This window comes from Chitinophagales bacterium (assembly GCA_017303415.1).
Classification (GTDB): domain Bacteria; phylum Bacteroidota; class Bacteroidia; order Chitinophagales; family Chitinophagaceae; genus SpSt-398.
Window position 1 is genome coordinate 1,095,194 of the sequence record JAFLBJ010000001.1, and the last position, 13,110, is coordinate 1,108,303.

At 47.5% G+C, this 13,110-nt stretch carries 11 protein-coding genes; 9 read left to right on the plus strand and 2 right to left on the minus strand.

Features of this window, described 5'->3' with window-relative positions:
• Positions 1-49: 49 nt before the first annotated feature.
• From J0M30_04870 to J0M30_04895, 6 genes are all read left to right on the plus strand, one after another.
• Positions 50-1,036, plus strand: a complete 987-nt coding sequence (locus tag J0M30_04870; protein MBN8666815.1) for a c-type cytochrome — start codon at positions 50-52, stop codon at positions 1,034-1,036.
• Between the two features lie 28 nt (positions 1,037-1,064).
• A complete protein-coding gene (locus J0M30_04875; protein MBN8666816.1) occupies positions 1,065-2,873 on the plus strand; it encodes a bifunctional metallophosphatase/5'-nucleotidase in 1,809 nt (602 codons plus the stop codon).
• Between the two features lie 189 nt (positions 2,874-3,062).
• A complete protein-coding gene (locus tag J0M30_04880) occupies positions 3,063-4,298 on the plus strand; it encodes an FAD-dependent oxidoreductase (protein MBN8666817.1) in 1,236 nt (411 codons plus the stop codon).
• Between the two features lie 28 nt (positions 4,299-4,326).
• Entirely contained in the window at positions 4,327-4,635 is a 309-nt protein-coding gene (locus tag J0M30_04885; protein MBN8666818.1) for a TusE/DsrC/DsvC family sulfur relay protein, read from the plus strand.
• A gap of 17 nt (positions 4,636-4,652) precedes the next feature.
• Positions 4,653-5,135 carry a DsrE/DsrF/DrsH-like family protein gene (locus J0M30_04890; GenBank protein MBN8666819.1) on the plus strand — a complete coding sequence of 161 codons (483 nt, stop codon included), beginning with the start codon at positions 4,653-4,655 and terminating at the stop codon, positions 5,133-5,135.
• A gap of 261 nt (positions 5,136-5,396) precedes the next feature.
• Positions 5,397-6,032 (plus strand): response regulator transcription factor, encoded by a 636-nt coding sequence (locus J0M30_04895; GenBank protein MBN8666820.1) that lies wholly within the window; start codon positions 5,397-5,399, stop codon positions 6,030-6,032.
• 1 nt (position 6,033) lies between these two features.
• On the opposite strand, the gene J0M30_04900 is transcribed toward J0M30_04895, so the two are convergent.
• Positions 6,034-7,815: a long-chain fatty acid--CoA ligase gene (locus tag J0M30_04900; protein ID MBN8666821.1), complete on the minus strand. Its 1,782-nt coding sequence runs from the start codon at positions 7,813-7,815 to the stop codon at positions 6,034-6,036.
• 413 nt (positions 7,816-8,228) lie between these two features.
• Here J0M30_04900 and serC point away from each other — a divergent pair, with 413 nt between their 5' ends.
• The 3 genes from serC to J0M30_04915 all read left to right on the plus strand — a co-directional run bounded on the left by serC (position 8,229) and on the right by J0M30_04915 (position 11,653).
• Entirely contained in the window at positions 8,229-9,302 is a 1,074-nt protein-coding gene (serC, locus tag J0M30_04905; GenBank protein MBN8666822.1) for a 3-phosphoserine/phosphohydroxythreonine transaminase, read from the plus strand.
• Between the two features lie 23 nt (positions 9,303-9,325).
• On the plus strand, positions 9,326-10,573 hold the full coding sequence (locus tag J0M30_04910; protein ID MBN8666823.1) for a DUF1015 domain-containing protein: 1,248 nt from the start codon (positions 9,326-9,328) through the stop codon (positions 10,571-10,573).
• Between the two features lie 75 nt (positions 10,574-10,648).
• On the plus strand, positions 10,649-11,653 hold the full coding sequence (locus tag J0M30_04915) for a tetratricopeptide repeat protein (protein MBN8666824.1): 1,005 nt from the start codon (positions 10,649-10,651) through the stop codon (positions 11,651-11,653).
• 506 nt (positions 11,654-12,159) lie between these two features.
• Here the strand turns inward: J0M30_04915 and J0M30_04920 are convergent.
• A complete protein-coding gene (locus J0M30_04920; protein MBN8666825.1) occupies positions 12,160-12,999 on the minus strand; it encodes a S1/P1 Nuclease in 840 nt (279 codons plus the stop codon).
• Positions 13,000-13,110: the final 111 nt, after the last annotated feature.

Below are 13,110 nucleotides of genomic sequence, written 5' to 3' on the forward strand. Positions count from 1 at the left end.
TTGGAGATTGATGGATAAACAGGATTGATTGGGTAATTACTTGTCATTTATGAAATGGAATTTTAAAGAAAATGCCATTCTGTATGTATTGGTTCTCGCGATCATCGGGATTGCGGTAAAGGAGGTTTTGTCCTATCGTAGTCCGGCGCCAATGGTCCAATCCACCCAATTGGCGGAAGGCTGGAAGGCACCAAGCCTGTTCCTCGATGGAGAACTGAAAGGGGAGGAGCGAGAGGCGGTTATTTATGGCAATGAGATTGTGGCGAATACCGCACGTTTTTTCGGTCCTGAAGGACAGATCGCTCACCTTACCAATGGGATGAATTGCCAGAACTGTCACCTCGATGCCGGAAAACGGGAATGGGGAAATAACTATAGCGCCGTGTTCTCAACCTACCCCAAGTTTCGCGAACGGAGCGGGTCCATTGAATCCATTCCCAAAAGAGTAAATGATTGTTTTGAGCGCAGCCTCAATGGAACGGCCCTTGATTCAAACAGCAGGGAAATGCAGGCCATTGTGGCCTATATACGCTGGTTGGGTAAAGAAGTGCCTAAAGGAAAAAAGCCTGCCGGTTCAGGAATTGTGAACCTTCCCTATTTGGATCGTGCGGCAAGTCCGGAAAAAGGAGCCCTGGTGTACACTGCCAAATGTCAAAGTTGTCACGGAGCCGATGGTCAGGGACAAATTGACCCCACTGCTTACGGTTATGCCTATCCGCCTTTGTGGGGAAAAAACAGTTACAATACCGGGGCTGGAATGTTTCGCGTGTCACGATTGGCCGGCTATGTGCGGGATAATATGCCCTTTAATCAATCCAGCCATGGTGCGCCTGCCCTCACCGATGGGGAAGCCTGGGATGTAGCGGCCTTTGTCAACTCCCAACCGCGACCGGTAAAGGATCTTTCCGGTGATTGGCCGGATATTTCAAAAAAACCATTGGATCATCCATTTGGTCCTTATGCCGATGGATTTTCTGAACAGCAGCATAAATACGGGCCGTTTGGACCAATCGAAGCAGCCCGTAAAAAGAACTAAGCCCGGTTTTCACAGTTAAACGATTGCTATGCCCCAACCTCATGTCCCCCAGTGCCGGTGTAATTCCTGTGAGCAGGAAGTTATTTCCCGGGCAGAGAAAGAGATACATGTAAAAAATTCCTTGCAGGGTCGTCGCGATTTTTTACGCCAGGCCGGAAAGGTAGGACTGGGAATTGGAGGTGGTTTGGCGCTATCACCCCTGGCCGCTTCGGCCATGAACGGTGAAGATGCCCGGTATCAGCAACAGCAAATAGATAAAAGCCATGCCATTCGGGATGGGAAGGCGCAAAGACTTACAATTCTTCATACGGCCGATATTCATTCCCAGTTGATGGTCCATGATGAATTTTTTTGGGAAAACAATGCTCCGGTGTATCGTTCCCGAGGAGGTTTTGCCACCTTGAAATCCATGATCGACACCCTGCGAAAGAAAAATCCGGGAAATACACTCGTAATAGATGGGGGCGATTGTTTTCAGGGTGGAGGTGTAGCAGCCCTAAGCGAAGGCAAGGCCATTGTACCCTTGATGAATCATATCGGGTATGATATCATGCTCCCGGGAAACTGGGAAGTAGTGTATGGCAAAGAGATGATGATGAAAGATATGTTTGGCTATGATGGGGCAAAGGTTTGTGCCAATATGTTTCATGAAACCGATGATGAATTCAAAGGGGACCTGATCTTCCCGCCTTACTATGTACAACAGATAGCGGGGTTACGGATCGGGTTTATCGGATACAATGACCCACTCACACCTAAGCGTCAATCGCCAGCGTATAGTGCGGGAATCCGCTTTACCGCACCCGAACAGAATGTAGCCAAATACATTCGCTTGTTGAAGGAGTATGAACAGTGTGATATGGTATTCCTGCTTACGCATATGGGTCTTGCCCAACAGATCGGGCTTTCCAATAAACAGGAGGTGAAAGGGGCTGACTTTATTTTGGGTGCAGATACACACGAACGTGTACGTGAGCCCATTTCCGGAGCCTATTCCAAAGTTACCGAACCAGGTGCTTTTGGTTCCTTTCTGGCCCGGTTGGAGGTGGTGGTGGAAAAAGGCGAAGTAAAGGAAACGAATTACCAATTACTGGATGTTGACCCGGCACGGTACAAACCCGACAGGGAGATGCAAAGATTGGTGGAGAAGGCCCGGGAACCCTATAAGGAGAAACTGGATACGGTGATAGGGTATACCAAAACACCGCTGGTGCGGTATTTTGTGATCGAGACACCGATGGACAATTTCATCACAGACGCCATCATGTGGAAGTTCAGTCCGGATATTGCGTTAAGCAATGGCTTCCGATTTTGTCCCCCATTGGTTCCAGACCCCGAAAAAGGGGTAGCACCCATTACCCGTGATTATCTCTGGAGTATGTTGCCCGTGGATAGCGAGGCCAAGATCGGTCGTATTACTGGTAAGCAACTGCTTGACTGGCTGGAGAAAGAGCTGGAGAATGCATTTGCTACCGACCCGGCCAAACGGTTTGGTGGCTGGGTGGTCCGGTTCAAGGGCATGGAGGTCAATTTTACCATTGGGAATGCCAGGGGAAAAAGGGTAAACAGCGTAACGGTCAAAGGTCAACCGGTGGAACCGGAGAAGACCTACACCTTTGTTGCCTGTGAAAGGGAAGGAGATCCTGATACAACGATTTGCCGGGTAGATGGGGTTAAAGAACCACGCCGGTTGGGAGCCACCTTACACACCATAATCGAAGAATATCTGGCCGTTCATTCCCCTGTTTCACCAGTACTGGAAGGCCGGTGTACCGCAACCGACGCTCCGCAAACCCTGCTGACCCAGTTGATGGGCTTTGGCTATGAATTCAGATAGGCAGGACCCTGAAATCAAAATAGACCCACCTGCTTTTTTCTTTGGTGACAGTTATCACATAAGGGAACTATTTTTCCCTAAATGACACCGAATCATTTTACTGTTTGATACATATCATTCCTGTCAATGAGGCAACTCGTTATACGGGAACTATTCTGGTTGGAATTTTACGCTACAAAACACAACCAGATGAAACAACTTGTCATACTCGGTGCAGGCACAGCGGGAACCATGATGGCCAACCATCTCACTCATGAACTGGATACCGATCTGTGGAAGATCATCGTGATCGATGAAAAGACCGAACACCACTATCAACCCGGATATCTTTTTCTACCCTTTGACATTTACAAACCTTCCGATATTGTAAAGACCATTGAGGAGTTCATTCCCAAGAAAGCTGAATTGGTCAGAGGCACCATTGACCGGATCGACCCTAAGAATAACCGGGTGTTGATGACCAATGGGACCGAGATCGATTATGAAGTACTCATTGTGGCAACCGGTGCCAAAATTGCCCCGGAGGAAACCGAAGGCATGAAAGGTTCGGAATGGCACAAATCGGTATTTGATTTTTATACGTTTGATGGGTCACTTGCACTTCGCGATAAACTCCGTCATTGGGAAGGTGGTAAATTGGTGGTACATATCACTGAAATGCCGATCAAATGTCCCGTGGCGCCCCTTGAGTTTGCCTTCCTCGCCGATTCTTTTTTCAAGAATAAACACATGCGCGATAAAGTGGAGATCACCTATGTCACTCCCTTAAGCGGGGCCTTTACCAAGCCCAAAGCCACCGATGCCCTGGAGCATTTGTTGCATGAAAAACATATCCAGATCGAAAGTGATTTTGCGATCGAGCGGGTGGACAATGAAAATAAAATGATCGTTGACTATGGTGGTCGCGAGATACCATTTGATATCCTGGTAACCGTTCCAACCAACAAAGGTGACGAAGTGATCGAACGTTCGGGAATGGGAGACGATCTGAACTATGTACCCACCAACAAGGCAACGCTGCAAAGCAAGGCGTATGAAAATGTATTTGTATTGGGTGATGCCAGCAATATTCCTGCCTCCAAAGCCGGATCGGTGGCTCACTTTGAAGCAGAGATCCTGACCGAGAATATCCTTCGGTATATCAAAGGCGAGCCCCTGAAAGAAGAGTTTGATGGCCACGCCAACTGTTTTATTGAAACCGGAAACGGAAAAGCCCTGCTGATCGACTTTAACTATACCCATGAACCGGTGGAAGGTTCATTTCCCTTCCCGGGTGTAGGACCCTTGCGGTTGCTCAAGGAAAGCCGGATGAACCATATGGGTAAACTGGCCTTTCGCTGGATCTATTGGAATGTATTGCTGAAAGGCACCCATATTCCCTTTGTTTCGCCAACCATGTCGGAAGCGGGAAAACATTATGAATAACATTTTTTAAAAATTATAAACTACTAATATGGAAAGAGTCATTGCCGGCAAAACAATAGCCGTAAACGAAGAAGGATACATGACCGATTTTAAACAGTGGGATAACAGCGTAGCTGAAGTATTGGCCTCTGAAGCCGAGATCACACTGAGTCCAAGGCACTGGGAAATTCTCAGCTATCTGCAGACCGAGTTTAAAAATGAGGTTCCTCTGAGTATCCGCAAAATCGGGAAAAGCGGGGTGGTAGACATCAAGGAGTTCTATCAATTGTTCCCCAAGGCTCCGTTGAAAACAGCCACCAAGATCGCTGGAATTCCGAAACCCGCAAGTTGTATCTAACCTTAAAATTCAATTTTATGAGCGAGAATAATGGCGAGATCCGAAAAATGATGATCATCCTTTCCAAAGCGACCCTGGAGAATGTGTATGCTGCTTTTGTTTTAGCCAATGGGGCCCGGATGGAAGGCATTGAAGCCGAACTGTTCTTCACCTTTTTTGGACTGGAAGCCGTACACAAGAAAAAACTCCAGAACCTGCACGTGGCTACCGTTGGTAACCCGGCAATGCATATTCCGACGATGATCGGAGGCCTGCCTGGCATGGAAGCCCTGGCTACAACCATGATGAAAAAGGAAATGGACAAGATCGATATGCCGGGTGTGGGAGAATTCCTGGAAATTCTCTCCGATTCAGGGGTACGGATGTGGGCCTGCCGTCTGGCCATGGATATGTTCCATTACAAGAAAGAGGATCTGTTTGAAGGCGTTGAAGAAGTAATTACTGTGGGGGATTTTTATAAGAAAAGTGAGGGAGTTGGAACACATATGCTGTTTATTTGATTCCTGATCCCAGGCTTACTGCTTAATACACCGGCCCAATGCTTGCATTGGGCCGGTGGCGTTATGAACCACTTGGTGGATATTTGAAATATATTTTGTACTTTAAGGTAACAATTAAACCTTTGCTACGGTTAATGCTCTGCTGATGTAGTGCCTCTGGTGTTTAGAATGAAAATGTACCTTATGCTTTGCACCGGTATCAGCCCTTATTTTTTAATCAACATGAGTGGAAAACGGAGGTAACTCACAAAAGCACGAATCATGAACGAAGCCATAACTATTCTCATCGCGGATGACCATAAACTCATCCGCGAAACCTGGTCCTTTCTACTCAATGCCGACCCCCGATTTAAAGTCATCGCCGATACCGGGGACCCTAACGAAGCCATTGAACTGGTAGCAAAACATAAGCCCCAGGTCATTTTATTGGACATTAATATGTCACCCATAGACGGGTTTGAAGTCGCTCACCAGATTCATGAGCGAAATCCTCAGGTTCATATCATCGCTATCACCATGTTTTCCCAACCCGCCATTGCCAAGAAAATGATGAAAAGCGGGGCATCTGCATATGTCACCAAACAATCCAGCAAGGATGAGATGATCCGCGCTATTTTGGAAGTGGTGAATGGGCAAAAATATGTTTGTGAGGATATCCGTAACCTATTGGCTGAACAAATGATGGCGGAGAAAGTAACACCTTCGGTGAACGACCTTTCCCAACGGGAATTGGAGATCGTTACCTATATTAAAAAGGGGCTCTCTTCCAAGGAGATCGGCGCACAGTTGCAGATCACCACCAAGACCATTGAGGTACACCGCTATAATATCCTCAAAAAATTAAGGTTGAAGAATACTGCCGAATTGATCAATGTGGCTATGCAGGCCGGACTCTGAGCTACATATAGATCCTTTCAATCGCGTCCTTATATTTCTCCATGATCACCCTTCGTTTAAGGGAAAGTTTCGGGGTCATTTCACCTGTTTCCACACTCCATTCATTCGCGAGCAGTTCAAAGCGTTTCACCTGCTCAACATGGTTAAAATATTTGTTGAAACTATCCACGAGGTCTTTATAAAAGTCAATAACCCGGGGGTGGCGGATCATTTCTTCATTGGTTGTATACGCTACATTATTGTGGCGGCACCAATCCTGCAGGTTGGGGAAGGAAGGAACAAGCAATGCGCCAACGAATTTTCTTTCCGGTCCAACTACCAGTGCCTGTTCAATGAAGAGTGATTCCTTCAGCCTGTTTTCGATCGGTAAGGGGGCTACATATTTGCCTCCGCTGGTTTTAAACAGTTCTTTTTTACGATCGGTGATCTTCAGGTATTTGTCCTCTACCATGGTGCCTATATCTCCTGTACAGAACCATCCATCCTGAAAGACCTCCTGAGTCAGGTCGGGCCTTTTGTAATAACCCATCATGATATTGGGGCCCTGGCAAAGGATTTCTCCATCCTCAGCGATCTTAACCAACACGCCATCAATAAGTGGACCTACTGAGCCAAACATCCGATTGCTCTCTTCAAAACGGTTTACGGCTATCACCGGGGAAGTTTCAGTCAATCCATATCCTTCCATAATGGTGATCTGTGCCGCGGTAAAGATCCGGATCAACCGGACCTGACAAGCAGCGCCCCCGGTTACGATACATTTGATCTCGCTTCCCAGGCCTTCCCGCCATTTACTAAATACCAGTTTATTGGCCAGGGCCAATTGAAAACTGTACCAGGAACCCTGGTTTTTGTTGATCTCAAATTTCTCTGCCAGTTCATGCGCCCAGAAAAATAATTTTCGCTTTAATCCGGTGAGCTCATTCCCTTTTTGCATGATCTTATCATACACTTTTTCCAGCAGCCGGGGAACCGTTGTGAACATATGAGGTTTTACCTCTTTCAGATTTTCTGCGATCGTTTCCAGACTTTCTGCATAATAAATGGAGGTACCGCGGAAAAGATAGAGATAGGTCACCATCCGTTCGAAAATATGATTGAGGGGGAGAAAGCTGAGAGACCTCATTTGGTCACCCGGAGGAAAACAGGGAATACAGGAGATCACATTACTCAGAATATTTTCATGCGAAAGCATTACCCCTTTGGGTGTACCCGTAGTTCCGGAGGTATAGATCAGCGTAACGAGGTCTTTATACCCGATCCGGTCTGAAATGGGTTTGATGGCCTCTATCCGTTCGGGCGTTGATAATTCAAGCACCTCTTTCCAATGACGGGCATTGGGGACATGGTCAAAAGTGAATATATCCGCCAGACTATGCACATGATTTTTGATACTCAGCACCTTCAGGAATGAATCCTCATCACTGACAAAACAATATTTTACGTTGGAGTCTTTGAAAATGAATTCGAGATCATTTACCCCGATGGTAGGATAAACGGGCACCAATACCGCACCGATCTGTTGTACGGCCAGGTCCAGCAGGACCCATTCGGGACGGTTGCGGGAGATGATGGCGATCTTATCTCTGCCCTCTACCGACATATCATTTGGACCAACACCCAGGGCCAATAAACCCGCACTGAGCTTGTCTACCAGGTCTTTAACATCGGCAGTGCTGTATTTTTTCCATTCTCCTCTTTCTTTCCCCGCCAGCATATCGGGTAAACCTCCTCTGTCTGCCTGGACAGCCAGGCAATCAAACAAACGTGTGGGTTGGTTCATGCAATCGTAGATTAGAAAGACAATTTATTGAAAAAAAAATTAATGGAGAAGGGGGGGGTGGGTGTTGGATGACAGATGACGGAGGACAGATGTGGGATGTTGGATGTTGGATGACGGATGACGGATGACGGATGACGGAGGGCGGGGGTGGCTGTGCGAGACCTCCGGTCTCGCACCATTCTCCCGTCGCCTCTGGCGACAAGCCTTTAAGGGCTAATTCAAATATTTGAACTAAACTCGAGTCGCCGGAGGCGACAAGAGAGAAGTGCGAGACCGGAGGTCTCGCACAGCCACCCCCGCCCTCTGTCATCCGTCATCCGTCATCTGTCATCTGTCATCCGTCATCCCTCATCCAACACCCAACATCCCCTCCCCCCACCACAAATCCCCCTCATTTCCTACCTTTGACCCCCATGAAAATGCATAATTTCAATTCCGGCCCATCGGTCTTACCTCAGGAGGTTTTCGAACAGGCAAGCCGGGCCATTCTCAACTTTAATCATACAGGTCTCTCGATTCTGGAAATCGGCCATCGTACCCCACTCTTTCAGGAGGTGATGGATGAAGCCATTGCGCTTGTAAAGGAATTGATGGGGCTTGATGAATCACATGAAGTACTTTTTCTTCATGGTGGTGCTTCAACCCAGTTCTTTCAGATCCCCATGAACTTGTTGGATGATAAAGCAACAGCCGCCTATCTGGATTGTGGCACCTGGGGTACCAAGGCCTATAAGGAAGCCAAATTGTTTGGTAAGGTGGAGGTTGTGGCCAGTTCTGCGGATAAAAATTATACCTACATACCCAAGGATTATCAGATACCCGAAGATGCTTCCTATTTCCACTATACCACCAATAATACGATCGAAGGGACCCAAATGCATGCGATACCCGATACGCATGTTCCCCTGGTGGCCGATATGAGCTCTGATATCCTGAGCCGGAAAATGGACTGCAACCGGTTTGCCCTGATCTACGCCGGAGCACAAAAAAATATTGGTGCCGCGGGTGTCAACCTGGTCATCGTTAAAAAGGAAATCCTGGGCAAAGTTAGCCGGGCAATTCCTTCGATGATGGACTACCGCAACCACATCACCAACGGGTCGATGCTGAATACACCTCCCGTATTTGCTGTATATGTTTGCCTGCTAACCCTGCGCTGGTTAAAAGCACAAGGGGGTGTAGGAGCCATTGAAAAAAAGAACGAGGAAAAAGCAAAACTCCTGTACGATACCCTGGATTCCCTTCCTCTTTTTCAACCCAAAGTAGCCCGGGAAGACCGAAGCCTGATGAACGTGGTGTGGACCATGGAAGACGAAGGTCTCGAGAAGGAGTTTCTGGCTGCCTGTAAAGCGCAGGGTATGGTAGGCGTAAAAGGCCACCGTACGGTAGGAGGATTTCGCGCCTCCCTATACAACGCATTGACCCTCGATAGCGTCATAGCCCTGACCGATCTGATGAAAGATTTTAGTAATCGCTACGCCAGCTAAACCGGATATAAAATTGTAACCCCATGGCCCTTATTCAACCTTTCCGTGCCTTAAGACCCAAGGAAGAACTCGCCAGGCAGGTCGCCTCCCGGCCTTATGATGTACTTAATTCAGAGGAAGCCCGCGATGAAGCCCATGGCAATCCGCATTCCTTTTTACATGTGACCAAATCGGAAATAGACCTTCCTGCAGGTACAGATATCCATAGCCAGGTGGTCTATGATCAGGCGGCCAAAAACCTGCAGCAGATGATCAGCACGGGTGTTTTGGAACAGGAAGCAATGGCCTGCTATTATATTTATCAATTGATCATGCCTGCGCGTCCCGATCTCGGGGTAGATGGAAACGCGCAAACCGGATTGGTTTGTGTGTCCTCTGTAGAGGATTATTTTAATGATGTGATCAAGAAACATGAATTCACGCGCCCTGAAAAGGAGAAAGACCGGATCGATCATATGCGTACCATTCGGGCGCAAACCGGAAATGTATTCCTGGCCTATCGCGATGTGACCGAGGTAAATGGATTGATCAATGGTTGGAAAACAGCCAACAAGCCTGTTTATGATATCACTGCCGATGATGGTATTCGTCATACTGTATGGTGTATCAATAACCCCTCCGTGATCGGTTCCATCACCCGGCTTTTTGAAACAGCAGTACCGGCAACCTATATCGCCGATGGACACCACCGCTGCGCCTCGGCCGCCAAAGTAAGCCAGTTCTTTCCGGAGAAACCCAATGCACAATACTTCTTAACTACCATTTTTCCTGAAAGCCAATTGGCAATCATGGATTATAATCGTGTGATCAAGGACCTGAATGGGTATAGCCCGGAAGAATTCCTCAGCGCTTTGCAGGAAGATTTTTCCCTTACCCAAAGTCCCGTACCGGTAAAACCCGCACAACTTCATGAGTTTGGCCTCTACCTGGATGGGAAATGGTATATCCTCACCGCTCTTGAAGGAACCTATGCCCATGATCCGATCGGTGTGTTGGATGTTTCCATACTTTCCAACAATGTATTGGACAAATTGCTTGACATAAAAGATCAACGCACGGATAAACGGATCGATTTTGTAGGCGGTATCCGGGGTTTGAAAGAACTCGAGAAAAGAGTGGATAGCGGAGAAATGAAACTGGCATTCAGTTTGTACCCTGTTACCATGGCCCAGCTTTTCGCCATTGCCGACAGCGGAAACGTTATGCCCCCCAAAAGCACCTGGTTTGAACCAAAACTGAGGGATGGATTGCTAACGCACCTGATTGACTAAAGGCAGTTTTCCTGTAACCCTAACTTTTGCATTTTTATAAAAGATCACCAGGATCAATTTCACTAAATTGCATCTATGAAGCCTATTGGCCTGATAATAACCTTGCTATTCAATGCCTTTCTAGCCTTTGGCCAGGAAAGCTACCTGGAAACAGCCCGCACTTTTATGCGGTCCGGAGATTTTGACAACGCTATTGTTGTGTTGAACCGGGGATTGCAGCAGGACAAAAAAAGCCTGGAATTACAAAAGGAATTGATCCAATGTTATTATTTCAAGCGTGATTATGTCAAAGCAGTGGAAGGGGTTAAATCCATCATTGATCGTGAAGATGCGGATGTGATTACTTTTCAGATAGCGGGCAATGTGTACAAGGCTCTTGAAGATGCCAAGGAAGGGGATAAAATATATAAAAAGGGCTTAAAGAAATTTCCCAAAAGCGGCCCACTTTATAGTGAATACGGCGAATTGCTCTGGGCCAAAAAGGACTATGCCGCCATTAACTGGTGGGAGAAGGGCATTGAGCTGGACCCCGGATATGGCGGGAATTATTATAATGCAGCCCTGTTCTATTTCTATACAAAAGACAAGGTATGGAGTCTTATCTATGGCGAGATCTTTGTGAATATGGAGAGTCTCTCCCGCCGGGGAGCCGCCATGAAAGAACTGCTGCTTAAAGCCTACAAAGAGAAATTATTTGCCGAAGTAGACCTGCTCAAAGGAGAGGAAAAAAACAAGAGCCCTTTTGCCAAATCGTTTCTTGAATGCATGGGCAAACAAGCTTCCCAACTGACCCAGGGCGTTAATACCGAATCCCTGACCATGATCAGAACCCGTTTCATACTAGAATGGTATGAGAACTATGCAGGTCAGTTCCCTTTTCGTTTGTTTGATTTTCACCAGCAATTACTCCGCGAAGGGTTGTTTGATGCCTATAACCAGTGGTTATTTGGTGCTGTAGAAAACCTTCCTGCTTTTGATGCATGGACAAGAACCCATGCAGAACCCTATGCCCTTTTCACCAAACTCCAAAAGTCAAGCGTGTTTCGGATGCCTGCCGGGCAGTATTATCAGGTGAGGTAGCGGGTGGTGGATGACGGAGGACAGATGACGGAGGATAGATGACAGATGACGGATGACAGATGACGGAGGAGGGATGTTGGATGTCAGATGACAGATGACGGATGACAGATGAGGGAGGAGGGATGTTGGATGTTGGATGTCGGAAGGGAGTTGAAGGGTGGAGGGAGGCTGCGTAAGACCTCCGGTCTAGCACCATTCTCTCGTCGTCTCTGGCGACAAACAATTTCAAACTTTTTTATTAGTTAGAGTATTAAACTCGGGTCGCCGGAGGCGACAAGACAATCGTGCGAGACCGGAGGTCTCGCACAGCCGCCCTCCGCCCTTCAACTCCCTTCCGACATCCAACATCCAACACCCAACATCCAACATCCAACATCCAACGTCCAACATCCCTCCTCCCTCATCTGTCATCCGTCATCTGTCATCTGACATCCAACATCCCTCCTCCGTCATCTGTCATCCGTCATCTGTCATCTGTCCTCCGTCCTCCGTCCTCCCCCCTAAGCCTAAAACCCCTCCTCCTTCAACACCGGCATCCCTGCATCTACCCAGGCGGTGAACCAGAAAGAGGCTACGGCCAGTATGGAGGCACGCATACGCCGCTCCACCATACCCTTCATGCGTTGATCATAGGCCTGGGAAAAGGCGGAAGAATATTGTCTGATCAAAACTCCTTTTCGCTCTTCGAAAGCAAATTTCTGATCAGGTGGAAATTGGCTGGTCAACTGCCGTTCCATGGTCAACACCGTATCTGAAGCCTTTCCACTTTCCTCCACCCTTTCCCAGATGAATTTACCCGGGTCATCTATATATATAGCCTTACCTATAAAGAAATCCCATTCTTTTTCGGCCAACAGTTCTGGAATTCGACTCTCCCATAATCCGTGAATTCCTTTTTGACCGGTGTATTGTCCGTTGTGGTTGCTACAGGCATGCAGGGGTACATGTGCATCAGCGATATAATGCCCGATCTCGGCAGCTAACTTAAGCACCCGCTTGGGGTCATGGTCATGAAATGCTTTGGTCAGTCGCCGAAGCATGGTCTGTACCCACCAGGGAACGATCCCATGCTGTTGTAAACTATCGGCTGAAAATTTCTCCACCGCTTTTGACCAGGACCGCGGCAGGGAATCCCAGGGAGGTACACCATATCGATCGAGATCGATATAATGCCGGGGTCCTTCCTCAGGTATCATATACCGGCGATTGTCTGGATCCACCGCATGCGTGGACAGGTATTCAATGTGTGGTTTGAAAAAGACCACCATCTCCGGGGGCAATAAGTAAACAGCATACCGGTTGATCAATTGATGACCATAAAATCCCCAGTATAGAGGTGTGGTCATGAATAATATAGGTAAAGAATAGGGCACGGATCATTATTTCCGTACAAAGAAAGCAAGGAATTGAAAGTGGTGTTCGAAATTGAACCCGGAAGAAAATGATATTATCCTCGT

Excerpts from the sequence above, each read along its gene's own strand:
- J0M30_04870 (MBN8666815.1), top strand. The coding sequence starts at position 50 with ATGAAATGGAATTTTAAAGAAAATGCCATTCTGTATGTATTGGTTCTC.
- J0M30_04875 (MBN8666816.1), top strand. The coding sequence starts at position 1,065 with ATGCCCCAACCTCATGTCCCCCAGTGCCGGTGTAATTCCTGTGAGCAG.
- J0M30_04880 (MBN8666817.1), top strand. The coding sequence starts at position 3,063 with ATGAAACAACTTGTCATACTCGGTGCAGGCACAGCGGGAACCATGATG.
- J0M30_04885 (MBN8666818.1), top strand. The coding sequence starts at position 4,327 with ATGGAAAGAGTCATTGCCGGCAAAACAATAGCCGTAAACGAAGAAGGA.
- J0M30_04890 (MBN8666819.1), top strand. The coding sequence starts at position 4,653 with ATGAGCGAGAATAATGGCGAGATCCGAAAAATGATGATCATCCTTTCC.
- J0M30_04895 (MBN8666820.1), top strand. The coding sequence starts at position 5,397 with ATGAACGAAGCCATAACTATTCTCATCGCGGATGACCATAAACTCATC.
- J0M30_04900 (MBN8666821.1), bottom strand. The coding sequence starts at position 7,815 with ATGAACCAACCCACACGTTTGTTTGATTGCCTGGCTGTCCAGGCAGAC.
- serC (MBN8666822.1), top strand. The coding sequence starts at position 8,229 with ATGAAAATGCATAATTTCAATTCCGGCCCATCGGTCTTACCTCAGGAG.
- J0M30_04910 (MBN8666823.1), top strand. The coding sequence starts at position 9,326 with ATGGCCCTTATTCAACCTTTCCGTGCCTTAAGACCCAAGGAAGAACTC.
- J0M30_04915 (MBN8666824.1), top strand. The coding sequence starts at position 10,649 with ATGAAGCCTATTGGCCTGATAATAACCTTGCTATTCAATGCCTTTCTA.
- J0M30_04920 (MBN8666825.1), bottom strand. The coding sequence starts at position 12,999 with ATGACCACACCTCTATACTGGGGATTTTATGGTCATCAATTGATCAAC.